The organism is Terrabacter koreensis, from assembly GCF_054783315.1.
The window spans coordinates 924,134-949,375 of the sequence record NZ_BAAGQU010000004.1 but is presented as its reverse complement, the minus strand read 5'-3'; the positions used below and the strand labels follow the sequence as shown (position 1 = coordinate 949,375).

At 72.3% G+C, this 25,242-nt stretch carries 27 protein-coding genes; 14 read left to right on the top strand and 13 right to left on the bottom strand.

What is annotated here, in order from left to right; genetic code table 11:
* Positions 1–73: 73 nt before the first annotated feature.
* Positions 74–340: a WhiB family transcriptional regulator gene (locus ACYVNR_RS07200; RefSeq protein ID WP_020143018.1), complete on the bottom strand. Its 267-nt coding sequence runs from the start codon at positions 338–340 to the stop codon at positions 74–76.
* Positions 341–584: 244 nt separating this feature from the next.
* Here ACYVNR_RS07200 and cofD point away from each other — a divergent pair, with 244 nt between their 5' ends.
* Both cofD and ACYVNR_RS07190 read left to right on the top strand, forming a co-directional pair.
* Positions 585–1,610: a 2-phospho-L-lactate transferase gene (gene cofD, locus ACYVNR_RS07195; RefSeq protein WP_461047518.1), complete on the top strand. Its 1,026-nt coding sequence runs from the start codon at positions 585–587 to the stop codon at positions 1,608–1,610.
* Positions 1,607–2,665 carry a coenzyme F420-0:L-glutamate ligase gene (locus ACYVNR_RS07190; protein ID WP_458798430.1) on the top strand — a complete coding sequence of 353 codons (1,059 nt, stop codon included), beginning with the start codon at positions 1,607–1,609 and terminating at the stop codon, positions 2,663–2,665. Before cofD ends, ACYVNR_RS07190 begins: the two co-directional genes overlap by 4 nt.
* 23 nt (positions 2,666–2,688) lie before the next feature.
* Here ACYVNR_RS07190 and ACYVNR_RS07185 read toward each other — a convergent pair whose 3' ends face one another.
* Positions 2,689–3,660, bottom strand: a complete 972-nt coding sequence (locus ACYVNR_RS07185; RefSeq protein ID WP_461047515.1) for a zinc-binding dehydrogenase — start codon at positions 3,658–3,660, stop codon at positions 2,689–2,691.
* A gap of 51 nt (positions 3,661–3,711) precedes the next feature.
* Between ACYVNR_RS07185 and ACYVNR_RS07180 the strand changes: the two genes are divergently transcribed.
* Genes ACYVNR_RS07180 through ACYVNR_RS07170 form a run of 3 tightly spaced genes read left to right on the top strand, consistent with a single transcriptional unit; the run spans position 3,712 to position 5,890 of the window.
* Complete coding sequence (locus tag ACYVNR_RS07180) at positions 3,712–4,461, top strand: biotin transporter BioY (protein WP_461047513.1); 750 nt, start codon at positions 3,712–3,714, stop codon at positions 4,459–4,461.
* 44 nt (positions 4,462–4,505) lie between these two features.
* Entirely contained in the window at positions 4,506–5,216 is a 711-nt protein-coding gene (locus ACYVNR_RS07175) for an energy-coupling factor ABC transporter ATP-binding protein (protein ID WP_458798433.1), read from the top strand.
* On the top strand, positions 5,213–5,890 hold the full coding sequence (locus tag ACYVNR_RS07170) for an energy-coupling factor transporter transmembrane component T family protein (protein ID WP_458798434.1): 678 nt from the start codon (positions 5,213–5,215) through the stop codon (positions 5,888–5,890). Before ACYVNR_RS07175 ends, ACYVNR_RS07170 begins: the two co-directional genes overlap by 4 nt.
* A 125-nt stretch (positions 5,891–6,015) precedes the next feature.
* Here the strand turns inward: ACYVNR_RS07170 and ACYVNR_RS07165 are convergent, their stop codons facing one another.
* From ACYVNR_RS07165 to ACYVNR_RS07155, 3 genes are all read right to left on the bottom strand, one after another.
* On the bottom strand, positions 6,016–7,200 hold the full coding sequence (locus ACYVNR_RS07165; protein WP_458798435.1) for an NAD(P)-dependent malic enzyme: 1,185 nt from the start codon (positions 7,198–7,200) through the stop codon (positions 6,016–6,018).
* Between the two features lie 173 nt (positions 7,201–7,373).
* On the bottom strand, positions 7,374–8,669 hold the full coding sequence (locus tag ACYVNR_RS07160) for an HD-GYP domain-containing protein (protein WP_458798436.1): 1,296 nt from the start codon (positions 8,667–8,669) through the stop codon (positions 7,374–7,376).
* Positions 8,666–9,982: an HD-GYP domain-containing protein gene (locus tag ACYVNR_RS07155; RefSeq protein ID WP_461047510.1), complete on the bottom strand. Its 1,317-nt coding sequence runs from the start codon at positions 9,980–9,982 to the stop codon at positions 8,666–8,668. Before ACYVNR_RS07155 ends, ACYVNR_RS07160 begins: the two co-directional genes overlap by 4 nt.
* Positions 9,983–10,439: 457 nt before the next feature.
* On the opposite strand from ACYVNR_RS07155, the gene ACYVNR_RS07150 reads away from it, so the two are divergent.
* Complete coding sequence (locus ACYVNR_RS07150) at positions 10,440–10,514, top strand: 50S ribosomal protein bL37 (protein WP_369791897.1); 75 nt, start codon at positions 10,440–10,442, stop codon at positions 10,512–10,514.
* Positions 10,515–10,592: 78 nt separating this feature from the next.
* On the opposite strand, the gene rsrA is transcribed toward ACYVNR_RS07150, so the two are convergent.
* From rsrA to ACYVNR_RS07130, 4 genes are all read right to left on the bottom strand, one after another.
* Complete coding sequence (rsrA, locus tag ACYVNR_RS07145; protein WP_045191324.1) at positions 10,593–10,880, bottom strand: mycothiol system anti-sigma-R factor; 288 nt, start codon at positions 10,878–10,880, stop codon at positions 10,593–10,595.
* A complete protein-coding gene (locus ACYVNR_RS07140) occupies positions 10,877–11,629 on the bottom strand; it encodes a sigma-70 family RNA polymerase sigma factor (protein ID WP_082080949.1) in 753 nt (250 codons plus the stop codon). The genes rsrA and ACYVNR_RS07140 overlap by 4 nt, the downstream gene beginning before the upstream one ends.
* A 128-nt stretch (positions 11,630–11,757) precedes the next feature.
* Positions 11,758–12,399, bottom strand: coding sequence for an alpha/beta hydrolase family protein (locus ACYVNR_RS07135; protein WP_461047508.1), 642 nt, complete (start codon positions 12,397–12,399; stop codon positions 11,758–11,760).
* Positions 12,396–13,241: an SOS response-associated peptidase gene (locus ACYVNR_RS07130; protein WP_458798824.1), complete on the bottom strand. Its 846-nt coding sequence runs from the start codon at positions 13,239–13,241 to the stop codon at positions 12,396–12,398. Before ACYVNR_RS07130 ends, ACYVNR_RS07135 begins: the two co-directional genes overlap by 4 nt.
* Positions 13,242–13,390: 149 nt before the next feature.
* Between ACYVNR_RS07130 and ACYVNR_RS07125 the strand changes: the two genes are divergently transcribed.
* The 5 genes from ACYVNR_RS07125 (at position 13,391) to ACYVNR_RS07105 (ending at position 17,877) form a co-directional block, all read left to right on the top strand.
* A complete protein-coding gene (locus tag ACYVNR_RS07125; protein WP_458798439.1) occupies positions 13,391–13,921 on the top strand; it encodes a DoxX family membrane protein in 531 nt (176 codons plus the stop codon).
* Position 13,922: 1 nt separating this feature from the next.
* Positions 13,923–15,323 (top strand): 3-phosphoshikimate 1-carboxyvinyltransferase, encoded by a 1,401-nt coding sequence (gene aroA, locus ACYVNR_RS07120; RefSeq protein ID WP_461047506.1) that lies wholly within the window; start codon positions 13,923–13,925, stop codon positions 15,321–15,323.
* Positions 15,320–16,363, top strand: a complete 1,044-nt coding sequence (gene rsgA / locus ACYVNR_RS07115) for a ribosome small subunit-dependent GTPase A (protein WP_458798441.1) — start codon at positions 15,320–15,322, stop codon at positions 16,361–16,363. The genes aroA and rsgA overlap by 4 nt, the downstream gene beginning before the upstream one ends.
* Positions 16,364–16,475: 112 nt before the next feature.
* Positions 16,476–17,267 carry a histidinol-phosphatase gene (hisN, locus tag ACYVNR_RS07110; protein WP_458798442.1) on the top strand — a complete coding sequence of 264 codons (792 nt, stop codon included), beginning with the start codon at positions 16,476–16,478 and terminating at the stop codon, positions 17,265–17,267.
* A gap of 43 nt (positions 17,268–17,310) precedes the next feature.
* Complete coding sequence (locus ACYVNR_RS07105; RefSeq protein ID WP_461047503.1) at positions 17,311–17,877, top strand: GNAT family N-acetyltransferase; 567 nt, start codon at positions 17,311–17,313, stop codon at positions 17,875–17,877.
* 82 nt (positions 17,878–17,959) lie between these two features.
* Here the strand turns inward: ACYVNR_RS07105 and ACYVNR_RS07100 are convergent, their stop codons facing one another.
* Together ACYVNR_RS07100 and ACYVNR_RS07095 are read right to left on the bottom strand one after the other, a co-directional pair.
* A complete protein-coding gene (locus ACYVNR_RS07100; RefSeq protein ID WP_461047502.1) occupies positions 17,960–19,348 on the bottom strand; it encodes a M16 family metallopeptidase in 1,389 nt (462 codons plus the stop codon).
* Positions 19,345–20,736 (bottom strand): M16 family metallopeptidase, encoded by a 1,392-nt coding sequence (locus ACYVNR_RS07095; protein WP_461047500.1) that lies wholly within the window; start codon positions 20,734–20,736, stop codon positions 19,345–19,347. Before ACYVNR_RS07095 ends, ACYVNR_RS07100 begins: the two co-directional genes overlap by 4 nt.
* Positions 20,737–20,860: 124 nt before the next feature.
* Here ACYVNR_RS07095 and ACYVNR_RS07090 point away from each other — a divergent pair, with 124 nt between their 5' ends.
* Positions 20,861–21,310 (top strand): hypothetical protein, encoded by a 450-nt coding sequence (locus tag ACYVNR_RS07090; protein ID WP_461047498.1) that lies wholly within the window; start codon positions 20,861–20,863, stop codon positions 21,308–21,310.
* A gap of 134 nt (positions 21,311–21,444) precedes the next feature.
* Positions 21,445–23,148 (top strand): aminotransferase class V-fold PLP-dependent enzyme, encoded by a 1,704-nt coding sequence (locus ACYVNR_RS07085; RefSeq protein ID WP_461047496.1) that lies wholly within the window; start codon positions 21,445–21,447, stop codon positions 23,146–23,148.
* 84 nt (positions 23,149–23,232) lie between these two features.
* Here ACYVNR_RS07085 and ACYVNR_RS07080 read toward each other — a convergent pair whose 3' ends face one another.
* A complete protein-coding gene (locus ACYVNR_RS07080) occupies positions 23,233–24,141 on the bottom strand; it encodes an alpha/beta fold hydrolase (protein WP_461047494.1) in 909 nt (302 codons plus the stop codon).
* 69 nt (positions 24,142–24,210) lie between these two features.
* Positions 24,211–24,834, bottom strand: a complete 624-nt coding sequence (locus tag ACYVNR_RS07075; RefSeq protein ID WP_461047492.1) for a Crp/Fnr family transcriptional regulator — start codon at positions 24,832–24,834, stop codon at positions 24,211–24,213.
* Between the two features lie 210 nt (positions 24,835–25,044).
* Between ACYVNR_RS07075 and ACYVNR_RS07070 the strand changes: the two genes are divergently transcribed.
* Complete coding sequence (locus tag ACYVNR_RS07070; RefSeq protein WP_461047490.1) at positions 25,045–25,242, top strand: hypothetical protein; 198 nt, start codon at positions 25,045–25,047, stop codon at positions 25,240–25,242.

Sequence of the window (25,242 nt, the reverse complement as noted above, 5' to 3'; positions counted from 1 at the left end):
CTCGTCGGGCACAGCAGCTACCTTCACCCGGACACCAGCGTGAAGGGCTGGGTGCCGGGTTCGTACCTCACGGTCAGACCGCGCGCTTCTTCAGCTTGCGGCGCTCCCGCTCGGAAAGCCCACCCCAGATGCCGAACCGCTCGTCATTGGAAAGGGCGTACTCGAGGCACTCGGACCGCACCTCGCAACCGACGCAGACCTTCTTGGCCTCGCGCGTGGAGCCGCCCTTCTCCGGGAAGAACGCCTCCGGGTCGGTCTGGGCGCAGAGCGAGCGCTCCTGCCAGGAGAGCTCACCCTCCTGCTCGCCCGTGTCCGACCAAACCACCATCAGCTCGTGCATGACCCCTCCTCGACCCTGACTCCTCTTGTGTCAGCACATGCTGTACCCGCCTGAACCCGTTTTCTGTAGGAATCGGACGAACTGCCCCGATCTTCACAGCGTCTGCGGAACCAACGAATACAACAATGAAATTACATGCGTGTCATACCCCCCACGTCAAGCGAGTTGGTGATATTCGCTGTCGGAAATGTCGGCATGCACCCCGCGCGACGGCACGCACGGCTCCTGCTGAGAGGATCGGTGCATGCGCATCACCGCCCTGGCCGGAGGAGTGGGCGGCGCCCGGTTCCTCCGCGGCCTGCTCCACCACGTCCGTGCCTCCCGCCCCGACGGGCACTCCCCCGATGCGGCCGAACCGGTCGAGCTGACGGTCATCGGCAACACCGGTGACGACATCACCCTCTTCGGCCTGCGGGTCTGCCCCGACATCGACACGCTGCTCTACACGCTCGGCGGCGGCATCCACGAGGGTCAGGGCTGGGGTCGTGCCGACGAGACGCACAGCCTCGCGGGCGAGCTGGCCGCGCTGGGGGCCGAGCCGCAGTGGTTCACCCTGGGAGACAAGGACTTCGCCACGCACGTCTACCGCTCGCAGCTGCTCGGCCAGGGTATGCCGCTGAGCGCGGTCACAGAGCGGCTCTCGGCACGCTGGGGGCTGGGCGAGCTCGGGGTGACCCTGCTGCCGATGACCGACACCCCCGTCGAGACCCACGTGGTCGTGTCGGCGGAGGGCGACGACGGCAGCGGTGACGGCGGGCAGCGCGCGATCCACTTCCAGGAGTGGTGGGTGAGGCACCGCGCCGAGCTGCCGGCCGAGCGCTTCGTCGTCGCCGGCCTCGACCGGGCGACGCCGGCCCCCGGCGTGCTCGAGGCCATCCGCGAGGCGGACGTCGTCGTCCTGCCGCCGAGCAACCCCGTCGTCTCCATCGGCATCATCCTCGGCGTGCCCGGGGTGCGTGACGCCCTGCGCGGCACCCGGGCGCCTGTCGTGGGCGTCTCGCCGCTCGTCGACGGACGCCCGGTGCGCGGTCACGCCGACGTGTGCCTGCGCACCATCGGCGTCGACGAGAGCAGCGCCGGCGTGGCCGGGCTCTACTCCGACTTCCTCGACGGCTGGCTCGTCGACGAGGAGGACCCGATGCCCGATCGGCGCGGCCTGGAGGTCGTGCGCCGCCCGCTGCTCATGAGCTCCGTCGAGGCCGCCGCGGACATGGCGGGCGCCGCCCTCGACCTCGGGCTGCGGCTGCGCGCCGAGCGAGCCCCCGCGTGAGCGGGACCATCACGATCACCCCGCTCACCGGCATACCCGAGGTGGGCGAGGGCGACGACCTCGCGGACGTCATCCAGCTGGGCCTCGACCACGCGGGCGTCTCGCTCGCCGACGGCGACGTGCTCGTCGTCTCGAGCAAGATCGCGAGCAAGGCCCTGGGTCTCGTGACGCACGACCCCGACAAGGACCGCGTCGTGCGCGCCGAGACCGAGTACGTCGTCGCGGAGCGTGCGGTCGGCGACCGGGTCACCCGCATCGTGCGGGCCAAGGCGGGCCCGATCATGGCGGCCGCCGGCGTCGACGGATCCAACACGGGCGCTCGGGGTGGCTGGCTGCTGCTCCCCCACGACCCCGACGCCGTCTGCGAGCACCTGCACGACCGCCTGCTCGAGCGCCACGGCGTACGCGTCGGCGTCGTCCTCAGCGACACCGCCGGCCGGCCGTGGCGGGTGGGTCAGGTCGACTTCGCGCTGGGGGCGCACGGCCTGTCCGTGCTCGACGACCTCCGGGGCGGCGCGGACGCAGACGGCAAGCCGCTCGAGGTCACCACGCGAGCGGTGGCAGACGAGATCGCAGCCGCCGCCGACCTCGCCAAGGGCAAGGTCGCGGCTGTGCCGGCCGCGCTGCTCCGCGGCCTGCCGGACGTCCTCGTCGCCGAGCCGCTCGAGTCTCACCCGCGCGGCCGCGACCTGGTGCGCACGGGCCCGGGCGACTGGTTCGGCTACGGCCGGGTCGAGGCGGTGCGCGCCGCACTCGGGGTCGAGCCGGGCAGCGCCGACGCCTCCGCCGTCGGCATCGCTCCGGCCGGCGACGACACGAGGCTCGACGCCGTCGGGCGGGCGGTCCGGGTGGCGCTGCACGGCGTCCCCTCGGCCACGGCCGACGTGGGTCCGCGCACGGTCACGCTGGGCGCCGACACGGCATACGACCTCGGGAGGCTCGTGTCGCGGCTGTGCACGGCCCTGTGGTGCGAATGGCTCGAAGGCTCGCCCGCCACCCCCTCGGCCGACGGGCTGTCGGTGGACGTGCACGTGTCGGGGGCCCACCCCGGCTGAGCCACCGCTGAGACCCGGCAGCGTCAGCCGACGGTGAAGACGACCTTGCCGAAGACGTCGCCCTCGACCATCCGCGCGAACCCGTCGCGGGCGTCGGCGAGTGGCATGACCGAGTCGACGGCGGGCTCGATGCCGCGCTGCTCGACGAGGCGGGCGAGCTGCGCGAGCTCCTCTCGGGTGCCCATCGTGGACCCGACGACGCGCAGCTGCTTGAAGAAGATCTTCGTCAGCTCCGCCTTGGCCGGGGCGTCGCCCGACGTCGCGCCGGAGATCACGACCGTGCCACCGGGACGCAGGCTGTTGATCGAGTGGCTCCACGTCGCCGCGCCGACGGTCTCCATGACGGCGTCGACGCGCTCGGGCAGCCGTTCGCCGGAGGCAAAGACCCGGTCGGCACCGATCGCGAGGGCGCGCTCCCCGCGGGCCTCGTCGCGCGAGGTCGCCCACATGCGGTAGCCGGCGGCCGCACCGAGCTGCACGAGCGCAGTGGCGACGCCACCGCCGGCGCCCTGCACGAGCACGGTGCCACCCGGCTGCACACCGGAGTTGGTGAAGAGCATCCGGTAGGCCGTGAGCCACGCCGTCGAGAGGCAGGCCGCGGTCTCCCACGACATCGACCCGGGCTTGGGCACGACGTTGCCCGCCGGGACGAGCACCTTCTCGGCGAGGGTGCCGTCGTGCAGCTCCGACAGGAGCGTGCGGCGCGGGTCGAGTGTCTCGTCACCACGCCACCCCTCCGAGGGCACCACGGCGTGGACGATGACCTCGTTGCCGTCGGGGTCGACGCCGGCGCCGTCACAGCCGAGCACCATCGGCAACCGGTCGGGGGCGAGGCCGACGCCCTTGAGCGACCACACGTCGTGGTGGTTGAGGGCTGCCGCGCGCAGGTCGACGACGACCCATCCCGGCAGGGCCTCGGGGTCGGGCCGCTCGCCGACGACGAGGCCGGAGAGAGGGTCGGACGCGGACTGACTGGCGGCGTAGGCAGCGAGCATTCCAGCACCTTAGTGACCGAGGCACCCGCCGGGCCCCGGTAGGGTCCTGCCGTGACCGACGACACCCGACTGACCGCATCGACCGCCGACGCACCCGCGGGCGTCTCACCGGCCCCGTCGCCAGTCCCGTCGCCAGTCCCGTCGGCAGGCCCGTCGCCAGTCCCGTCGGCTGCCTCGCCGGCGGAGGCCGTCACGGCTCCGGCCCGCGCGGTCGACGCCCAGTCCGTGGCGCTGGTCGCGGTGTTCACGGCCCTGCTCGTCGCCGCGGCCGTCGTGCCCGGCATCCCCGTCGGTGGCTTCGGCGTGCCGCTCACCCTGCAGACCCTCGCGGTCGTGCTCACCGGCCTCGTGCTCGGTCCCGTCCGGGGCGCCGTGGCCGTGGCCCTCTACCTGCTGCTCGGGTTCGTCGGCCTGCCCGTCTTCAGCCGCGGCCAGTCCGGGCTGCAGGTGCTGAACGGCCCCACGGCCGGCTACCTCGTCTCGTTCGTCGTGGCCGCGCTCGTCGTGGGGCTCGCGGCCCGGGTCGTGGTGCGCCGCACGCGCCGAGCGCTCTGGGTGCCGCTGCTCGTCGCCGCCTCCTTCGTCACGAGCCTCGCCGTCGTCCACGTCCTCGGCGTCGTCGGGCTCATGGTCAACCTCCGGCTGCCGCTCTCGGCCGCAGTGAGCGCAGACCTGCCGTTCCTGCCCGGAGACCTCGTCAAGGACGTCGTCGCGGTGCTGGCCGCCGTGGCGGTGCACCGTGCCTTCCCCGACGTGCTCGTGCGCCCGCACCGCCGTGCGGCCGCGACGGCTCGTCCTTGAGCACTCCCCGACCGGTGCCGTGACCGGTGGGTGAGGACACGGCGGTGACCGCGGTGCGACTGGCCGCCGCCACGGTCGAGGTGCCGCTCGACGACTCCCCCGGCCGGCTCACTCGCACCATCCTCGGCCCGGTCGACCTGTCCCTCGACCAGCGCCGGGTCAGCGTCATCGGTGCCAACGGGTCGGGCAAGTCGACCTTGCTGCGCCTGCTCAACGGGCTCGTCGCGCCGACGACCGGAACCGTCACGGTCGACGGCCTCGACACGGTGCGGCATGGGGCCCGGGTGCGCCGCCGCGTCGCCTTCGCCTTCACCGACCCGCTCTCCCAGCTCGTCATGCCGACGGGACGCGAGGACGTCGAGCTGTCGCTGCGTCGCCGCCACCGGTCGCGCAGCGAGCGCCGCCGGGCGGCGCAGGAGGTGCTGGAGCGGTTCGGTGTGGACCACCTCGGCGACCGGAGCGTCTACGACCTGTCGGGCGGCGAGCGCCAGCTGATGGCCCTCGCCGTCGTCCTGGCCACCGACCCCGCACTGCTGGTGCTGGACGAGCCCACGACCCTGCTCGACCGTCGCAACACGCGCCGGCTGCGCGAGCTGCTCGACGCCCTGCCGCAGACCGTGGTCGTCGCCACCCACGACCTCGACCTGGCGCTGGCCGCCGAGCGGACCCTCGTCGTCGACGCAGGTCGGGTCGTCTTCGACGGCGCCCCGGTCGAGGCGGTGGCCCGCTACACCGCGCTGGTCGACGAGTCGTGACCGCGCACGGGCTCTTCACCGCACACGTGCCCGGGACGTCGTTCGTGCACCGGATGCCTCTGTGGGCCAAGATCACCGGCGTCCTCCTCGTCGGGGCGACGCCGTGGCTGGCCCAGTCGGTGTGGCCGCTCGCCTGCCTGTCGGTGGTGCTCGCCGCCGTCATCGCCGGCGCCCGCCTCCCCGTCCGCCTGCTCGCACGGTCACTGCAGGGCCTGCTCCCGCTCCTCGTCGTCCTGCTCGCCTTCCAGTGGTGGTCGACCGACCTGGCGTATGCCGTCCGCGTCGTCCTCGGCATCGCCAACGCGTTCGTCGCGGCCGGCATCCTCACGGCCTCCACGCCGGTCACGGACCTGCTCGACGGCGCAGCGAGAGCGGCCCGCCCGCTGCGCCGCCTGGTCGATCCCGAGGTGGTCGCCCTGACCCTCGGCATCGTGGTCCGGTCGGTTCCATGGGTGGCCGGCTCGTTCTCCGACGTGCGCCAGTCCGCTCGGGCGCGCGGCCTCGACCGCAACCCGCGCGCACTCGTGGTCCCGACGGTGGTGCACGTCGTCGCCTTCGCCCGCTCGACGGGCGAGGCGCTCGCGGCGCGAGGCCTGGTCGACCCGCCTGACGACGGGCATGACGCGCTGGACGCGCAGGACGCGGACGACGGCGCGGCCGAGCGCGACGGGTAGTCGCGGCCGGGTCGGAGCAGGACGCGTACGGCCCGAACGCTGTGGACACGCTGCGGTCGTACCGCCCCCGGCGCGGCACCGCCGGCCACTGACGGGCAGTGACCGGCGGCACCGGCTGGCTTGGGTCAGGCCCTCGGGGGGCGTCCGCCACCGGGGGCGAGCGCCGACACGGCAGCCGCGACCGCAGGCGCGACGCGCTCGTCGAACACGCTGGGCACCACGTGGTCCGCCGTCGGGCTCTCCACGAGACCGGCGATGGCGCGGGCCGCGGCCAGCTTCATGTCCTCGGTGATCCGCCCGGCACCGGAGTCGAGCGCCCCACGGAAGATGCCGGGGAAGGCCAGCACGTTGTTGATCTGGTTGGGGAAGTCCGAGCGCCCCGTCGCGACCACCTCGGCGAAGCGCGCGGCGACGACCGGGTGCACCTCGGGGTCCGGGTTCGCGAGCGCGAAGATGACGGCACGTGGCGCCATCCGGAGCAGGTCGCGCTCGGCGACCGTGCCTCCCGAGACCCCGATGAGCACGTCGGCGCCCGACAGGGCCTCCCCGATGTCGCCGGTGACGCCGCGCGGGTTGGTGAGCCGACGCAGCTCCTCCTTGTGCGGCGCGAGGTCGTCGCGGTCGGGGCCGAGGACCCCGCGCGAGTCGACGACGACGACGTCACGCACCCCCGCGGCGAGCAGGATCTTGCTGACGGCCACGCCGGCCGCGCCCGCTCCGGACACCACCACCGTCACCTCGGCGAGGGGCTTGTCGACGACCTGGACCGCGTTGATCAGCGCTGCCAGTGCCACGATCGCGGTGCCGTGCTGGTCGTCGTGGAAGACGGGGATGTCCAGCTGCTCCTGCAGCCGCCTCTCGATCTCGAAGCACCTCGGTGCCGAGATGTCCTCGAGGTTGATGCCGCCGTAGGTCGGTGCGATGCGGGCGACGGCGTCGACGATCTCGTCCACGCTGCCGGTCTGCATGCACACGGGAACCGCATCGACGTCGGCGAAGTGCTTGAAGAGGACGGCCTTGCCCTCCATCACCGGCATCGCGGCGAGCGGGCCGATGTCACCGAGGCCGAGCACGGCCGTGCCGTCGCTGACCACCGCGACGGTGTTGCGCCGCGACGTGTAGGCCGAGGCAAGGGTCGGGTCGGCCGCGATGGCCAGGGAAACCTGGGCGACCCCCGGTGTGTAGAGCAGGGAGAGGTCGGTTGCGTCGCGCAGCTGCGACGTGGCGTGTACCCCGAGCTTGCCGCCCTCGTGGACGCGGAAGACCGGGTCGCTCGGGTCGAAGAGCTGGCTGGTGGGCAACGCACTCATGCTGGAACACCTCGTTCGCATGGAGAAGAAAAGGGCAGACGCCCTCACTGGTGGAACAGTGCCGGGGATCTGGCCTGCAAGCTTCGTTCTCGCGACGGGGGTTGCCCGAAGCCATCATTCTGGCACGTCGACTGCCGGCGGCCCAGTGTGCGGCGCGCGGTGTGACAGCAGTCTCAGCCGGTCTGGCTGCTGCTGCCGATCGTCTTGAGCAGGGCGTCGACGACGCGCGGGTCGTACTCGTAGCCCAGCCCGAGATAGATCCGCTCGACGGCTGCGTCACGGGCGCGTGCTGTCCGTGACCCTGCCGTGAGGTCCTCGTAGGCGTTGACGACCTTGACGATGCGGCTCGTCATCGGGATCTCCTCGCCGAGCTCGCGCACCTGCCGGTAGGGAGTCGTCTGGTGCTCGAGGATGAGAGCCACGCTCTCGAACACCTGGGTCTCACGGACGATGGCGACGGTGTCGGCCTCGATGCGTCGCTGGTCGGCGGGCGCTGCGAGAACCGTCGCGCCACCCGGGATCGGTTCGACGAGGGCGACCTGACCGATGTCGTGAAGCAGGGCGGCGTACTCGAGGTCGAGCAGCTCGCGCTCGGACAGGCCCAGCTCACGGCCGACACGGACGCTGAGGGCGGCCACCCGCTCGGAATGCCCCGACGGCGTGTAGCCCGCGGCATCGGTGAGGCGTGACAGGGTGCGGATGCTCTGCAGGTAGGTGGCCCGGATGCTGACGTAGCGCCGGAACGCGAAGAGCGTGAGCACCAGCGGGATGAGGAAGAGCGGCAGTGCCGCGATGCCCATGGGAGGCGCGGCCAGGGCGATGAGCACCCCCGTGACGGCGACGGCCATCGACATCGCGAACGACGAGCGCACCTCCTCCACGAAGGTCCGCCTGAGGTTGGCGCGGGCGGAGGTGGCCCGGAGCACCGAGGTGAAGAGCGTGTCGGCCACGAGGGCCGCGACGCACGTCAGGAGCATCAGCGCGGCCCGCTGCCAGGGGTCCAGGTGGTCGGCGGGAGCCGGACTGCCTGGCTCCTGCCCCAAGGCCACGTCGCGGTAGAGCACCGCCACGACGACCACCGACACGAACCGTCCCGTCGTCTCGACGATGCTCGTCTCGCGGCCGGCCAGGACGCGTACGGCCGTGCCGAGCGCCATGGCGACCGCCGTGGCGGCGATGACCAGGACGGAGCCGTACGTCACGTGCGAGCCGGAGGGGATCTCGGTGGTGAGGGCGAGACCGAAGGCGGCAGCCATGGCGATGGGTGCCGACCCGCGGAAGCCGGGAGCCGAGAGGTGGAACCACTCGCCGACCACGATCGTGACCGCGAAGGCGCACACGACACCGAAGGCGGCCTGGTCGTCGAGGCCCGGGAGGTCACCGGTCCGCAGCACGCCCATGACGGCGGCGACCAGGCCCACGAGGCCCAGCACCAGGGCGACGGGCTCGCGGCGCGCGGCCCCTCTCATGCGACCGAGCCGCTCGTGAGGGGGTGCGGCCAGACATGCTTCTCCAGTGCCGTGACCGTGGCGGCCACGACCTCGGGGTCGTAGCGTCCCGGATCCGACCGCAGTGCACGGGCCACGTCGCTGATCGAGGCGTGACCGGGCTCGTCCGGGTCGCCGACGAGGGCCTCCACCGCCGACGTCACTGCGACGATGCGGGCCGCGATGGGGATCGCCGAGCCCGCCAGGCCGTCCGGGCGCCCCGATCCGTCGAAGCGCTCGCTCTGGTGGCGGATGCCGGACCGCGCGTCCTCGAGGAAGTCGATGCCCTCGATCATGCGCGCTCCCATGACGCAGTGCCGTTCGATGGCGCGGCGCTCGACGGGCGTCAGGGACTCGGGCGGCCGGCGCAGCAGTCGGGTGGGAACGCCCAGGTGGCCGATCTCGTGGAGGGTCGCGGCGTAGCGGACCGTCCCGATCTGGCCCGGGCCGAGGCCGAGCTCCTCGGCCACCCACTCCGCCAGTCGGGCGGCGCGCCGGCTGCGGGCGACCGCCGCCGGCTCCTTGGTGCCGAGGGCCGTGACGAGGGTGTCGACGGTGCGCTCGTGCGACCGCACCTCCTCGCCGTACTGGATGAAGGCCCAGCGCGCCGCGAGGAGGGGCGCCATGACGAGCAGGGCGCTGAAGGCGCGCAGGTCGACGGGGTACCAGAGCACGACGAAGAGGAACCCGATGATGCCGTAGCCGACGTACGCGAGGCCGGAGCTCGCGAGCACGCTACGCAGCACGACACCGACGGGCGCGCCCTGGTCGAAGTGGAAGACACCGGCGAGCAGCACGGCGTTGACGAGGCAGCCCACGACGTCGGCGGCGATGAGGGGAAGACCCACCTGGAGGGCGAGGTCGACCGCACCGTCGAGACCGACGGGGTCAGTCCTGCCTCCCACGAGCCGGTAGACGACCGCGATCGACGTGCCGATGAGGCTGCTCATGGACATGTTGAAGAAGGTCGCCGACCACCGACGCTGGTTGCGGTCGATCGACAGGGAGACGAACCCGACGAGCCAGGCGCCGAACACGCCGGAGATGACCGCCGAGGCGAGCAGGATGATCGAGGTGAAGGAGAAGCCGAACTTCGAGCTCACCGCCGGCTCGCGCAGCTGGAAGCTGATGACCCCCATGAAGCACAGCAGGAGCAGGGGACCCAGCTCGTTCGGCGGGTCGTACACCCAGGCAAGCGCTCCCACCGCGACCGCCAGCGCGAGGACGACCGTAAGGTACGTGCGCAGGCCGCGCGACGTCTTGCGCCGCTCCCGGTCGGCCGTGGTCTGGGTCACTGGTTCACGCTAGCGCGACGGCGCCGCAGCGGTTCACACCGCCACGGCGCCGTCCACCAGGGTTCAGGTCGATCAGCCCGGCCACGACCACACGTTGGCGAAGGCGGTGAGGGCGCGCGAGGCGAAGTCGTTGGTGGCGAGTGCTGACAGCAGGGCAGCGAACATGTTGGGGGGCTCCTTGACTCAATATGTGTTCCGGATGCGTGCGCCATGGAGGGGCGTTGCTGCGGCAGCACAGAACAACTGAGGTTTCCCTCGGGTAGCAGCGTCCCAGAATCGGCAGGCGCACATAAGGGATCCGATCGCCGTCGACCGGATCCATACCAAGATTTTACCGTTGAAGGGGCAAGGAGGTGGGCGAATCGTCCCCGAATTGGGCCGCCTGCGACCGTTGTGGAAGAATCAGTGCTTCGTGCCCGCACGGGGACGAGACCGCAGCACCCAAGGAGAGCCGACGATGAGCAAGCGCGCCCGCAAGCGCCGCTCCCGCAAGGGCAACGCCGCCAACCACGGCCGCAAGCCCAACGCCTGAGCCGCAGACGTCAAAGGCCCGCACCCGATCACATCGGGGCGGGCCTTCGTCGACTCGTCGTCTCAGCGTGCGGCGGGGTCAGCCCCGGTCGACCTGGATCACCGTCATCGAGATGCGCGACATGATCGTCATGCGCAGCGCCTCGGGTGCCTGCTCGCACTCGCACGAGCGCTTGATCAGCGACTTGAGCGTCGTGTCGAGGTCGTACTCCTTGAGGCACGGACCGCACTCATCGAGGTGCGCCTGGATCTTGGCGCACTCCTCCGGACCCAGCTCGCCGTCGAGGTACTCGTAGACGCGGAGCAGCGCCTCGGAGCAGTCCGTGCGCGCCTCGTTGCCGGGCGCGCCCGCCGTGTGCTCGTTCATGACCGGCTTCCTTCCGTGCCGTCGCCCGTGGCCCCGGCGGTGCCGCCAGAGCCGGCCGTGACGAAACCGCGGTCGGCGGCATACGCCGAGAGGAGCTCGCGCAGCTGGCGCCTCCCCCGGTGCAGGCGGCTCATCACGGTGCCGATGGGCGTGTCCATGATCTCGGCGATCTCCTTGTAGGAGTAGCCCTCGACGTCGGCGAAGTAGACGGCGAGCCGGAACTCCTCGGGGATCGACTGGAGGGCGCGCTTGACGTCGCTGTCGGGCAGGTGGTCGAGCGCCTCCGCCTCTGCCGAGCGCAGTCCGGAGGACGTGTGCGACTCGGCTCGTGCCAGCTGGTAGTCCTCGATCTCGGCCGCGTCGGACTCGAGGGGCTGGCGCTGCTTCTTGCGGTAGCTGTTGATGTAGGTGTTGGTGAGGATGCGGTACATCCACGCCTTGAGGTTCGTGCCCGGCTTGTACTGGTGGAAGGCGGCGTACGCCTTCGCGAACGTCTCCTGGACCAGGTCCTCGGCGTCGCTGGGGTTGCGCGTCGTGCGCAGCGCGGCGCTGTAGAGCTGGTCGAGCAGGGGCATCGCCTCGCGCTCGAAGCGGGCCCGGCGGTCGGTCTCGCTCTCGGCGGCGACGTCGACGCTCGCGTCGGCCGCCTGCTGGGCGGCCGCCTCGTCGACGGGGGCTACCGTCGACGCCGCTCCCGGCTCGGCGAGCCGCAGGGCGGCACTGGGGTCGGTGTTCTTGTCCTTTGCCATCGCGGTCCAGCCTAGACCGGTGGGCTGGGAGTTCCGGCCGCGCTCGACGGGCCGGCCGTGCCAGGGCAGCGCGGGGGCTTCCTCGGGTGCGCGGGTGGGGCTCGTGACCATGCCTGCTGCAACGACCCCTAGCCGGGCAGCATTCCCGCGATGGAGGTCAGGGCCTGGGTCAGGGCGCTGCGCGAGCCCTTCGGGAAGCTGTGCGCGCCCGGGACCTCGACGAGCGTCGTGCCCCCGGGGATGTGGGGACGGAGCTCGTCGGGGGTGCCGAATGTGTCGTTGGTGCCCTGCACGACCCAGGAGGGGTCGGGCGCGAGGGCCAGCTCCTGGGCGCGCAGCTTGTGGGGCTGCCCGGGCAGGTGCAGGGGAAAGCTGAGCAGCAGGCCGGCGTCGGCCTCGAGCGGGCCCGCCGTGCGGCAGGCGACCCGGGCCCCGGCACTGCGGCCGCCGACGACGAGCGGCCTCGGCAGCCTGCCTCGGCCGTTGATGAGCGCCTCGACGATGGGGACCCAGGCCTCGTCGAGGGTTGGAGGCCGTCCGGCCACCCTCCGTCCGGCTACGAGCCAGGGCTGCTCCACGAGGGCAACGGCCCAGCCGGCGCCGAGGAGCACCTCGCGGGCGATGGCGAGGTCGATGGCACCGAGCCCTCCCCCGGCGCCGTGGCCCAGCACCACCGTGCCGCGCGCTCGGGTGGGTCGCTGCACGTGCGCCCGCCCGGGACCGCCGGGGGTCTCGATCACGCGGACCGTCGCCCTCGTCGGGCCGCTCACGCGCCGATCACCTCGCCGGTCATGGGGTCCACCACGCCCTCCAGCTCGGATGCCGGGACGGGCTCGACCAGGGTGGGACCGTTGTTGCCGGTGGACCCGACGGCACGACTCACCGGGTGGGCCTCGAAACGGCCCGGGTCGGCGAAGTCGAGCACGCCCTGGACGTAGCCGGGGTCCTTCTCGTCGGGGTCGAGCCACTGCTCCCACTGCCCGCGCTCGAGGACGAGGGGCTGCCGGTCGTGGATGCGGTCCATGCCGGGGTCGGCCGCGGTCGTGATGATCGTGAACGACGTGAGCCAGGCACCGGGGTCGCCGTCGGGTAGGTCCTTGTCGCGCCAGAACTCGTAGAGCCCGGCGAAGGCCACCGGGTCGCCGTCGGCGCGATGGATGAAGAACGGCTGCTTGCGCGGCTTGCCCTTGGCGTCGACGACCGTCGGTGAGACCTGCCACTCGTACCACCCCTCGGCGGGCACGATGCACCGCCGGGACAGGGCTGCCTTGGCGAAGGCGCCCTTGCCGAGCACCGACTCGGCCCGCGCGTTGGTCATGCGCAGCCCCATCTTGACGTCCTTGGACCAGGCCGGCACGAGACCCCACGTGAGCAGGCGCAGCTGGCGGGTCGGCTCGGCGCCCTCGTCGGGACCGTCGCTGCCCCGGGGACGCCGCGTCAGCACGACGGGCGCCTGCTTCGAGGGGGCCATGTTCCAGTCGGGCTCGCCGGCCGGTGGGTTCTGCGGGTTCTTGAGCACGCTGCGCGTGGGCTCGGCCGTGTGGTCCTCGTCGACGTCGAACGCCTCGATGAGCTCGTCGGGCCGCGCGCTCGCGGCATACCTCCCGCACATGCGGCACAGCGTATGCCGCTGGGCCGACGAGGGCTCGGCACCGGTGGGCGCGGCCACCGGGGCCGTGGGTATGTCGATACCGTAGGTGTCCACAGGTCCACGATGGTCGCGACGCTGGAACGCGCCGCCGGCCAGAGGAGGAGTTCCGCATGATCGTCCGCCGTCTCGCCCGCCCGCTGCTCGCATCCGTCTTCGTCGCCGCCGGCGTCGACGCCCTGCGCCACCCCGCGGCACGCACCGACCAGGCGGCCCACCTGCTGCAGAAGGTGCCCGGCCAGGTGCCGGGGGCCGAGGTCGCCGCGAAGGACCCCGACCTCTTCGTGCGGGTCAACGGCGCCGCGCTGCTCGGTGGCGGCCTGCTCCTGGCGACCGGACGCATGCCGCGCCTCGCGTCGACCGTGCTCGCTGCCTCCGTCGTGCCGACGACGGCCATCGAGCACGCGTTCTGGGACGAGACCGACCCGACGCGCAAGGCGCAGAGCCGCAGCCTCTTCCTCAAGAACGTCGGCCTGCTCGGCGGCCTGCTCCTCGCCGCCGTCGACACCGAGGGCAAGCCTGGCCTGGCCTGGCGCGCCCAGCACGCCACGAAGACCACGCGCCGCGAGGCGCGGCACGCCAAGCAGACCGCCAAGCGCGAGGCCCGCCTCCTCGCCCATCGAGCACAGGACGTCGTGAGCTGAGTTGAGTCCCGCTGATCCATCGCCCCAGTCCCCCTCCCCGACCGGTGTCGCCGCAGGCGACACCCTGACGGCCGAGCCGGACTGGGCGGCGCCGCTGGCCCCCGGACCGCTCGACGCGACGGTCGCACTGCCGGGCAGCAAGTCCCTGACGAACCGCTACCTCGTGCTGGCCGCGCTGGCCGGCGACCGCTCGCGCCTGCGGGCGCCGCTGCGCTCGCGCGACACGCTGCTCATGGCCGACGCGCTGCGGTCGCTGGGGGTGCGCATCGACGACGTGGCCCCCGAGGGTGAGTCGGCAGCCGGCACGGCCGGGGCCGTGCCCGACTGGCTCGTCACGCCGCCCGAGACCCTCACCGGGGGTGTCACCGTCGACTGCGGCCTCGCCGGCACGGTCATGCGCTTCCTGCCCGCAGTGGCTGCGCTCGCCGACGGGCCGGTGCGGCTCGACGGCGACCCCCAGGCGCGGGTGCGACCGATGGGCCCGGTCATCGACGCGCTGCGCGCCCTCGGCGCCGAGGTCGACGACGAGGGCGGCTGCCTGCCCCTGACGGTGCACGGGCGGGGCCGCCTGCGCGGCGGGTCGGTCACCATGGACGCGTCGGCGTCGTCGCAGTTCATCTCGGCACTGCTGCTCGCGGGCGCTCGCTACGACGAGGGCGTCACGGTGCACCACGACGGCAAGCCGGTGCCCAGCGAACCGCACATCCTCATGACCGTCGAGACCTTGCGCGACGCGGGGGCCATCGTCGACGACAGCGAGCCGAACACGTGGCGGGTGGAGCCGTCCGAGATCAACGCGCTCGACGTCTCCGTCGAGCCCGACCTCTCCAACGCCGGCCCGTTCGTCGCGGCCGCCCTCGTCGCCGGTGGCACGGTGCGGGTTCCCGGGTGGCCACAGCACACGACCCAGGCCGGCGACCTGCTGCGCGAGATCCTCGACACGATGGGCGCCGACGTCCGGCTCGACCGCTCCGGGCTCACGGTGGTGGGCAGCGGCGAGCTCGTCGGCATCGACATCGACCTGCACGACGCCGCGGAGCTGACGCCGACCGTGGCCGCCCTGGCCGCCCTGGCGTCCACGCCCACGTGGATCCGCGGTGTCGCCCACATCCGCGGGCACGAGACCGACCGCCTCGCGGCACTGACGACCGAGCTCAGCGGCCTGGGCTCGCACGTGACCGAGACCGACGACGGCCTTCGCATCGCCCCCGCCACCCTGCACGGCGGCCGGTTCCGCAGCTACCACGACCACCGGATGGCCACTGCGGGCGCCATCATCGGCCTGCGCGTCCCGGGCGTCGAGGTCGAGGACATCGGCACCACCCGCAAGACGCTGCCCGACTTCGTGGGCCTGTGGCGCGGGATGCTCGACGGCTCAGCGCCCGTGGTGCTGTCCCGATGAGCTGGCGGGACCTCGACGAGGGAGACGTCCGGGTCCGCCCGAGCCGCAAGGGATCGAGGCCCCGCACCAAGGAGCGTCCCGCTCATGCCGACGCCGTCGTCGCGATGGTCATCGGCGTCGACCGTGGCCGTTACACCTGTCTCGTGCCGAAGGGCGCGCTCGGCAAGAAGGAGCCCGAGCGGGTCGTCACGGCGATGAAGGCGCGGGAGATCGGTCGGACCCGCGTCGTCGTCGGCGACGACGTCGCACTGGTCGGCGACCTCGCCGGTGGCCCCGACGCCCTCGCCCGCATCGTCCGCATCGAGGAGCGCCGCTCCGTGCTGCGGCGCACGGCCGACGACACCGACCCCTACGAGCGCATCATCGTCGCCAACGCCGACCAGCTCGTCATCGTCACGGCCCTTGCCGATCCCGAGCCGCGCCCGCGCATGGTCGACCGGTGCCTCGTCGCGGCCTACGACGCCGACCTGGAGCCGCTGCTCGCCCTGACCAAGGCCGACCTCGTCGACCCGGCGCCGTTCCTCGCCAACTACGCCCCGCTCGAGGTCGAGCACGTCGTCACCTCTCGCACCGCCGACGGCTTCACCGGCCTCGAGGACCTGCGGGAACGCCTGTCGGGCAAGGTGTCGGTGCTCGTCGGGCACTCGGGCGTCGGCAAGAGCACGCTCGTCAACGGCCTCGTCCCGGGCGCCCTGCGTGCGACCGGGGTCGTCAACGACACGACCGGCCGCGGCCGACACACGTCGACGAACGCCGTCGCTCTGCGGCTGCACGGCGCCGACGGTGCCGACGACGGCTGGGTCATCGACACGCCCGGCATCCGCTCGTTCGGCCTGGCCCACATCGACGTCGACCGCATCATCGACCACTTCCCCGACCTCGCCGCCGGCACCGACGAGTGCCCCCGCGGCTGCACGCACGACGAGGAGGAGTGCGCCCTCGACGCCTGGGTCGCCGACGGCCACGCCGGCGCCGCCGGCCCGTCGCGGCTGGCCTCGCTGCGGCGTCTGCTGTCGAGCCGGTCGGGCGAGGAGCACTGAGCCGCAGCGGCATACGGCTCCTCGGTCGGCGTGCATGACGATCTGGAGAAGGCGCGCCCGTATGCCGGGTGCTCCCCGCCCGCTCGCCGGGCGTTGCCGCTAGGTTGACCCGGTGACCTCCTACGACGACGACCTCCGTCTGGCCCACGTCCTCGCGGATGCCGTCGAGCGGGTGACCATCGCGCGCTTCCGGGCCGCCGACCTCGTCGTCGAGAGCAAGCCCGACCTCACTCCCGTGACCGACGCCGACCGCGCCGCCGAGGAGCTCGTGCGGACGCAGCTCAAGCGCACGAGGCCCCGCGACGCCGTCGAGGGCGAGGAGTTCGAGACCACCGGTCACGGACCACGCCGCTGGATCATCGACCCCATCGACGGCACGAAGAACTTCGTGCGCGGCGTGCCCGTCTGGGCCACGCTGATCGGCCTGGTCGTCGACAACAAGCCGGTGCTCGGGCTCGTGTCGGCACCTGCCCTGCAGCGGCGCTGGTGGGCGGCGACCGGGTCCGGGGCGTGGACCGGGCGGTCCCTGTCGTCGGCGCGGCGGATGTCGGTGTCGCAGGTCGGCCGGCTCGGCGACGCGTCGCTGTCGTACTCGTCGCTCGCCGGGTGGCGGGTGCGCGGGCGCCGCGACGACTTCCTCGACCTCATGGACGACTGCTGGCGCACCCGCGCCTACGGCGACTTCTGGTCCTACATGCTCGTCGCCGAAGGGGCCGCCGACATCGCGGCGGAGCCCGAGCTGGCGGTGCACGACATGGCAGCCCTCGTCGCCATCGTCGAGGAGGCCGGCGGCCGGTTCACCGGACTCGACGGTCGTGACGGCTGCTGGAGCGGCAACGCCCTGGCGACGAACGGGCTGCTGCACGACGAGGTGCTGAGCCGCATCGGGATGCCCTCCGAATGAGCGGCTCGGCAGCGAGCTCCACTGTGCGACAGGGGTTGTCGACGTGAACGGCACCGACACAGCAGGCCCCGCCACGTCGGTGCGCCCGGCCACCGCAGGCGACGTGCCCACCCTCGCCGCCGTCGCCGCGGCCACGTTCGTGCTCGCGTGCCCGCCCTCGATGTCACCGGAGCGCGTGGACGCCTTCGTCTCGGAGGTGCTCTCGGCCGAGCGCTTCACGGCCTACCTGGCCGCCCCCGACCGCCACCTGCTGCTGGCCCAGCGCGACGGCTCCGCCCTCGGCTACGCCATGCTCGTCGTCGGCGAGCCGGCAGACGAGGACGTGCGGCATGCCATCCGCCTGCGCCCCACGGTCGAGCTGTCGAAGATCTACGTCCTGCCCGAGGCCCACGGCACCGGGGCGGCAGCCCTGCTCATGCAGCGCGCCCTCGAGTGGGCCCGCGCCGCGGGGGCCGCTGGGGTATGGCTCGGCGTCAACCAGCAGAACGAGCGGGCCCAGCGCTTCTACGCCAAGAGCGGCTTCGAGCGCGTCGGCACCAAGCGCTTCCTCGTGGGTGGGATCCATGAGGACGACTACGTCATGGAACGCACCCTGACGCCCCTCCCCTGACCGAACGCTGCGTTCGGTGGCGAACGCCGTGTTCTACCAGCGCTTTCGCCACCGAACGCGGCGTTCGGCGAGGGTTCAGAGGTCAGGCGTCCTGGACGACGGTGACGTCGCCGAGGCCGAGCCGCTGCAGGGCCTCGAGGTGCTGCGAGGCGTCACCGACCATGACGATCGTCCATCCCGCGCCGGGTGCACCGGCGGCGATGCCGGCCCGGTCGGCGAACCGGGCGTAGGCCGCGTCGACACGGGCCCGGTCGACCGTGACGAGGTCGCGCAGGTTCGCTGTCGTGAACTCGGTGGTGCGGCCGTCGAGCGCCATGCCGACGGCCTCGTCGGCGATCGTGTCGGCGGTGGCGTAGCGGCCGGGAGCCGTCTTCGCGATGAAGTCGACGCCGGAGCGGACCTCCTTGTCGCTGAAGCCGTCCCGTCCGCTCTCGAGGATCTCGACGAGCAGCCGCAGCGACTCCGCCGTCGAGTCGGCACGCACCGACCCCGACGTGAGGAACACTCCCCCGCGCCGGCGTGGACGGAAGCTCGACCGGATGCCGTAGGTGTAGCCCTTCTCCTCGCGCAGCACGGCGTCGACGCGTGCGTTCGGCGAGCCACCGAGCACGAAACCGAGGACCGGGTACGGCGCCCAGCCTCCTTCGACGGACCGGTCGGGCCCCGGCGCGCCGATGACGAACTCCGTCTGCACCGAGCCGGGCCGCGAGACCAGCACGATGCGTCCGCGGTCGGGGGCCAGCGAGGCTGCGTGGTCGAGGTGCCGCGGTCGGTCCACGGGCCCCTTCCGCCAGCCACCGAGGGCTGACTCGACGAGCGCCGGGACGTCGAGACCCTCCAGGTCGCCGGCGACGACCGCGGTCACGCCCGAGGCGACGACGTGGCTCTCGTGGAACGCTGCGACGTCGTCGCGCGTGATCGCCTGGACGGTCTCGCGGGAGCCGCCCGTGGGCCGCGACGACCGGTCGTCGGCGGCGTAGAAGGTGCGGACGAACTCGAGCCCGGCGCGGTGGGCCGCCACGGAGCGCTCCTGCTCGATCTCCGCCAGGCGGGTGCGCACCTGCCTCGCGACCTCGGCCTGCGGGAACACCGGCTCGGTGAGGATCTGGCGCAGCAGGTCGAGCGCCGGCTCGAGGTTGCCCTTGACGACGTCGAGGTCGATGGAGAGGCCGGCATCGGCCATGCCGGCACCGAAGCTGACGCCCTTGCGCTCGAGCAGCCGCGCGAACTCCTCGGCCGTGTGGTTCGCGGTGCCCTCGTCGAGCGTGCGGGCCATGATCGAGGCCACGCCCTCCCGTTCGCGCGGCTCGTCACGCAGCGACACGGGCAGTCCGAGTCGCACCGACAGCACGTACTGCCCGGGCACGTCGTAGGTGATGAGCCGCAGACCGTTCGGGAGGTCGTGCTCCTGCCCCTCCGGGAAGCTCCACGGCTCGGGCGGGGCCACCACGGGGCGGGCGACGGCGGTCATGCGGCCTCCTCCGAGTCCTTGCCAGAGTTGTTGCCAGAGTTGTTGCCAGAGTTCTTGCCGGAGTCCTTGCTGGAGTCGCTGTCGTCGCTCGAGTCGTCCGGCTCCTCGGCGGGCACGCCGGGGTCGGCGAGGTAGCGCACCACGGCGCGCGACTGCGGGTCGAGCCACGCGGCAGCGGCGTCGCGGGCCTGCTCGCCCGTCACAGCGCGGATCCGCTCGACGAACGTGTTGACGTATGCCGGGTCGCCCGACAGCAGCGCGTGGTGGCTGATGTGGTCGGCGCGCTCCTCGATGCTCGCGAGGGCGCTCAGCCACGAGCGCTCGGTGTCGGCGATGACCGACTCCAGCTCGGCGGCATCCGGCCCCTCGGCGATGAACCGATCGATCTCCTCGCAGACCGCGGCCTCGACCTGCTCGACGTCGGCGCCCACGGAGACGTCGACGGTGATCGTGCCGAGGCCGACCCCGTCGACGAGACCCATGGTCCAGCCGCCGACGGCCACGGCCGTCTCGTCGGTGCGCACCAGGCGGCGCACGAGCCGCGAGCTGGCCAGCCCACCGAGCACGTCGACGGCGACCTGGCAGGCGAGGTAGTCGGGCGTGGTGTCGACGGGCAGCCGGAAACAGACGTAGATGCGGTCGTTGGGCACGTCCCCGACGCGGTCGAGGCGGACGGGCTCGGAGAGCGGCGGCAGCTGCTCGAGCCGCTCACGCGTCTGCAGCTCGATGGGCGGCAGGGGTCCGAAGTACTTCTCGGCCGCGGCGAAGCCCTCGTCCGGGGTCACGTCGCCGACGAGGGTGAGCACCGTGTTGTTGGGACCGTAGTGCGCCCGGTAGAAGGCGTGGACGTCTTCGAGGGTCGCCGCGTCGAGGTCCTCCATGGAGCCGATCGTCGGGTGGTGGTAAGGGTGCCCCTCGGGGAAGACCGTCGCGTAGATGTCGATGAGCGCCTTGCCGTAGGGCACGTTGTCGTAGCGCTGGCGCTTCTCCTCCTTGACGACGTCCCGCTGGTTGTCGAGGTTCTCCTGCGTGACGGCGTCGAGCAGGTGGCCGTGGCGGTCGGCCTCGAGCCACAGCGCGAGCTCCATCGCGCCCGTCGGCACCGTCTCGAAGTAGTTCGTCCGGTCGAACCAAGTCGTCGCGTTGAGCCGCGCGCCCTCGTCCATGAGCGCCGAGAAGTGCTCGCCCGAGGCGACGTTGCGGCTGCCCTGGAACATGAGGTGCTCGAAGAGGTGGGCGAAGCCGGTGCGGCCCGGGCTCTCGTGGCGGCTGCCGACGCCCACCCAGAGGTTCACCGCGACGTTGGGCACCGTGTGGTCCTCACTGACGATGACGCGCAGGCCGTTGGCGAGCGTGCGCTCGACGAGGGGATACGAGATCGCTGTCACGGGCTCGACCCTATGCGACGAAACGGTGACGAACGGCAGGTGCGCCACTGCTGGGGCCACCGGCAGTGCAGAATGCTCTCCGCCGCATCCGGCACAGAACCTTCACAGGAAGCACCGTCATCACATGAGCGAGCACACTCCCGCCGAGCAGGCGACCCCCGGGACGACGTCGGGAGCCGTCGTCCCGCCGGCACCCCAGTCCGGCACCGGCACGCACGAGACCGCCACCCCCGCGGCCGAGCCCTCCAAGCGGGCCGCCCTGGTCAAGCGGTTCGGCGGTGCGTTCCTCGCGATCATCGCCTTCTTCGCCTTCCGCGCCTTCACGGCGGATGACGGCACGCACGGCATCAAGTCCGGTGAGTGCGTCGCCGCAGTCGGCACCGACGACTTTAAGAAGGTCGACTGCACGGACTCGACGTCCTTGGGCACGGTGACCTTCATCCAGACCGACACGGCGACCGACGAGTCCTCGGCGATGACCCTGTGCGAGAAGCACGGCGCCCAGGGGGCGTTCACCAGCGCCGCCAGCGAGGGCGGCACCGGCACCGTCGTCTGCGTCGCCGACCCGAAGTAGGCGCGCGACCGTTTACCTCGTGACCAGCGCCCCTGCCGACCGCCGTCGGCAGGGGCGCTGTCATGTCCAGCACACTTGGCCAATCAATGGTTATGGTTCGCGCCGATAGCATCACTTCGCGCTATGGTTGGTTCATGGCTGCATCCAGCGACCACGACGACCTGCTGGCCGCGATCCGGGAGAGCGTGATCGGCGACGACCACGTCATGGTCGGCCCCTACGGGCCGCGCCGGGTCACGTACGCCGACTACACGGCATCCGGCCGGGCACTCTCGTTCATCGAGGACTTCATCCGCGACGAGGTGCTCCCGCGCTACGCGAACACCCACACCGAGAGCTCCGGCACCGGCCTGCAGACCACGCGGCTGCGCGAGGACGCCCGGCGCACCATCCGCGACGCCGTCGGCGGCGACGAGGACACCGTCGTCGTCTTCGCCGGCTCCGGTTGCACCGGGGCGATCGACAAGCTCGTCGGCATCCTCGGCCTCCGAGTGCCCTCGAACTTCGAGGACCGCTGGCACGCGAGCGCGCTCGTTCCCGCAGACGAACGGCCCGTCATCTTCATCGGTCCCTACGAGCACCACTCGAACGAGGTCATGTGGCGCGAGTGCGTCGCCGACGTCGTCGTTATCCCGCAGGACCTCGACGGGCACGTCGACCTCGACGTCCTGCGCGAGCGCCTGACGGCATACGCGCACCGGCCCCTGCTCATCGGCTCCTTCTCCGCCGCGAGCAACGTCACCGGCATCGTCACCGACACCGACGCGATCTCGACGCTGCTCCACGAGCACGGCGCCCTCGCCTTCTGGGACTTCGCCGCGGCAGCGCCCTACGTCGACATCGAGATGTACGGCCGCGGCGGGCGCGGCGTGGCCCACGCGGCGGCATACAAGGACGCCGTCTTCCTCAGCCCCCACAAGTTCATCGGCGGGCCCAGCACCCCGGGCGTGCTCGTCGTCCGCCGTGAGCTGATGACCAACCGGGTGCCCGACGTGCCCGGCGGCGGCACCGTCAGCTACGTCAACCCCGCCGACCACGACTACGTCACCGACCCTGCCCACCGTGAGGAGGGCGGCACGCCCGCCATCATCGAGGCCATCCGGGCCGGGCTCGTCTTCAAGCTCAAGCAGGCGGTCGGCGTCGAGACGATCCGGGCCCGCGAGGACCGGTTCCTCCGGCGAGCCGTGGAGGCGTGGCAAGCGGAGCCGTCCATCGAGATCCTGGGCAACCTTGCGGCAGAGCGGCTCTCGATCGTGTCGTTCGTCGTCCACGCCGCTGCTGGGCGCTACCTGCACCACAACTTCGTCGTGGCGGTGCTCAACGACCTCTTCGGCATTCAGGCCCGCGGCGGCTGCTCCTGCGCCGGCCCCTACGGCCACTACCTGCTCGGCATCGACCTCGAGAGGTCCCACGAGTTCGAGCGCGAGATCGGCCGGGGCTGCGAGGGCATCAAGCCCGGCTGGGTGCGCGTCAACTTCAACTACTTCATCTCCGACGTCGTCGCCGACTACGTCATCGAAGCCGTGCGCCTCGTCGCGCGCGAGGGCTGGCGCCTGCTCGACGACTATGACTTCGAGCCCGCCACGGGGCTCTGGAGGCACCGCAACGGCCCCGTCGAGCCGCCCCTGCGACTCGACCGGATCGGCTTCGAGCACGGGCGCCTCACCTACCCCGCCCAGCTCGAGCGTGCGGGCGAGGAGGCGCTCGCGGGCTACCTCGATGAGGCCCGGGCGATCCTGGCGGCGGCCGAGCCGAAGCGCTGCGACGAGGCGCACGTCAACGTCGACTTCGACCACCTGCGGTGGTTCGAGCTGCCCGTCACCAGCCTGTCGCGCTGAACGCCTGCGTGTGGACGTCCGCGCTCGAGACGTCGATGCAGCAGGACGTGGCGCACCCGCCCGGGCACCCTGCTCTCCGGCCGGTCACCCGCCGGGCAGAGCACGTCGGTGGTCGACGAGATCCTCGAGGACCTCACCGACCCGCGCCACGAGCGAGACGTGGCCGACCCCCTCGAGCAGGTGAGACCGCGCCCCGGGCACGTGCGCGACGAGCCACTCGCCGTGGGCTGCGGGCACCATGAGGTCCTCACGGCCCTGCCACACCGCCACAGGCACGCTGAGCGACGCCACGTCGAAGCCCCAGTCGTCGCAGAACGCGAGGTCGTCCTCGACCCACCCCTGCGGGCCGACCCTGACCGCCTCGCGCCCGGAGGCGGCGACGTAGTCCGCGAGCGGGCCCTCCAGCGCCCGGAGGTCCGACGCGCTGAGCAGACCACCGAGCGCCTCCACGACCTGCTCCCCGGTGACGTGCCGGAACGACCGCGCCATCTCCTCGACGGCGGGCACGAGCGCCTCGCGTCCCCGGAAGGCCAGTGAGAACTCCTCGACGTTGTCGTCGCCCATCCCGGCCAGGAAGTCGAGGTCCGGCTGACGCGAGGGGGCGGCGCCGGCGATGGTCGCCGCCCCGAGGCAGCGGTCCGCGAGCAGCGCGGCGCACGCCAGCGCGTGCGGCCCGCCTCCCGACCACCCGATCGTCACGAACTCGTCGAGTTCCAGGGCGTCGAGCACCACGGCACTGTCCGCGGCGGCATCGGCGACCGTGCGCCCAGGTCGTGGCGTGCTCGCGCCGTAGCCGGGGCGGCTGTAGGTCACCCAGCGCAGCCCCGACCTGTGCGCGGCCTCCATCGCAGCCGGCCACGGCACCGCGCCGCCCGGGGTGCCTGAGTGGTAGAGCAGCGGTAGCCCGTCACCACCTGCGTCGAGCACGTCGAGGGAACGTCCGTCGGGCGTCGTGACCGTGCGGGTGCCGGCGTCGGCGTGGGGGTGGGCCATCCGCCCACGCTAGGGGGTCGGCGGACCGGGGACGAGCAGCGCTCCCCCGATGTCGTGCGTGCGAGAGACTCAGGGCCGTCCCGACGCCCCCTGCGCGGCTGCGCGACCGAGGGCCTGGGTGTCACGGACCCGGATCCGGCCCCGGTCCAGCTCGACGACGCCTCCGGCCTCCAACCGCCGGAGCACGCGGTTCGCCGTGGGCCTGGTGACGCCTGCGAGCTCGGCGAGCACCGTCTGGTTCACCGGCACAGTGAGGGCCCGGCCCACCTGCGCCGGAACGGAATAGGAGCCACAGAGCGACAGGAGCGCCCGCACCACCCGGTGGTCCGCCGGCTCGTGCAGGCTCTCCATCAGGGCATCGGTCAACCGGGTCACCCGCGCCGCGAGCAGCCTGAGGAGCAGACGGCTGACCTCCGGATGAGCCGCGCAGAGCAGCTCGAAGTCTCGGAAGCCCAGGCTGAGGGTGACGGCCGGCTCCAGGGCCTCGATGGTCGCGGTGCGTCGGTGCTCGCGCCTGATCATGGCGATCTCGCCGAAAGTCTGCCCCGGCCCCATGACGGCATACGCATGGACGTCGCCGTCCCGCGAGGCACGGCGGGCCACGATACGGCCCTCCACGACGAAGTGGAGGGCGTCGGCGACGTCCCCCTCGGCGCAGATGACCTCGCCGGCCTCGTAAGCGTGCCGGGTCATCCGGTCGAGCACAGCCTGCCGCTGTACCGGAGGAAGGTCGGCCAGCAACCCGATCGTCGGGCTCATCGCCCGGAGCCGCGAGCAGTCCCGCGCGGGCACTCCTTGTGTCGCCGCGCGCACAGACATCGGGGCCCGCCGGCGGGATCGTGCTGCCTTAAGGGAAGAACAGATCGTTCAGAGACGAATCCTGAACAGGCGAAAGGCGATCCGATGACCACCTCGATGACCCAGAGACGGCCGCACCCCGACCTCGCGCACCACCACCCACGAGTCGCGCGGACCCGGTACGGCGGGTGGACGTGGGAGTGCACCTGCGGTGGCGCATCAGTGCGTGGTGCAGCGGTGCGGCTCACGTGGCACCAGGCGTTCGTCGGGGCACTCATCCACTCCGCCTCCATCGCCCCCTGA

Bases quoted from the DNA above. Each gene is read 5' to 3' on its own strand.
- ACYVNR_RS07200 (WP_020143018.1), bottom strand. From the start codon at position 340: ATGCACGAGCTGATGGTGGTTTGGTCGGACACGGGCGAGCAGGAGGGT.
- cofD (WP_461047518.1), top strand. From the start codon at position 585: ATGCGCATCACCGCCCTGGCCGGAGGAGTGGGCGGCGCCCGGTTCCTC.
- ACYVNR_RS07185 (WP_461047515.1), bottom strand. From the start codon at position 3,660: ATGCTCGCTGCCTACGCCGCCAGTCAGTCCGCGTCCGACCCTCTCTCC.
- ACYVNR_RS07165 (WP_458798435.1), bottom strand. From the start codon at position 7,200: ATGAGTGCGTTGCCCACCAGCCAGCTCTTCGACCCGAGCGACCCGGTC.
- ACYVNR_RS07160 (WP_458798436.1), bottom strand. From the start codon at position 8,669: ATGAGAGGGGCCGCGCGCCGCGAGCCCGTCGCCCTGGTGCTGGGCCTC.
- rsrA (WP_045191324.1), bottom strand. From the start codon at position 10,880: ATGAACGAGCACACGGCGGGCGCGCCCGGCAACGAGGCGCGCACGGAC.
- ACYVNR_RS07140 (WP_082080949.1), bottom strand. From the start codon at position 11,629: ATGGCAAAGGACAAGAACACCGACCCCAGTGCCGCCCTGCGGCTCGCC.
- ACYVNR_RS07130 (WP_458798824.1), bottom strand. From the start codon at position 13,241: ATGTGCGGGAGGTATGCCGCGAGCGCGCGGCCCGACGAGCTCATCGAG.
- ACYVNR_RS07125 (WP_458798439.1), top strand. From the start codon at position 13,391: ATGATCGTCCGCCGTCTCGCCCGCCCGCTGCTCGCATCCGTCTTCGTC.
- rsgA (WP_458798441.1), top strand. From the start codon at position 15,320: ATGAGCTGGCGGGACCTCGACGAGGGAGACGTCCGGGTCCGCCCGAGC.
- ACYVNR_RS07100 (WP_461047502.1), bottom strand. From the start codon at position 19,348: ATGACCGCCGTCGCCCGCCCCGTGGTGGCCCCGCCCGAGCCGTGGAGC.
- ACYVNR_RS07090 (WP_461047498.1), top strand. From the start codon at position 20,861: ATGAGCGAGCACACTCCCGCCGAGCAGGCGACCCCCGGGACGACGTCG.
- ACYVNR_RS07085 (WP_461047496.1), top strand. From the start codon at position 21,445: ATGGCTGCATCCAGCGACCACGACGACCTGCTGGCCGCGATCCGGGAG.
- ACYVNR_RS07080 (WP_461047494.1), bottom strand. From the start codon at position 24,141: ATGGCCCACCCCCACGCCGACGCCGGCACCCGCACGGTCACGACGCCC.
- ACYVNR_RS07075 (WP_461047492.1), bottom strand. From the start codon at position 24,834: ATGACCCGGCACGCTTACGAGGCCGGCGAGGTCATCTGCGCCGAGGGG.
- ACYVNR_RS07070 (WP_461047490.1), top strand. From the start codon at position 25,045: ATGACCACCTCGATGACCCAGAGACGGCCGCACCCCGACCTCGCGCAC.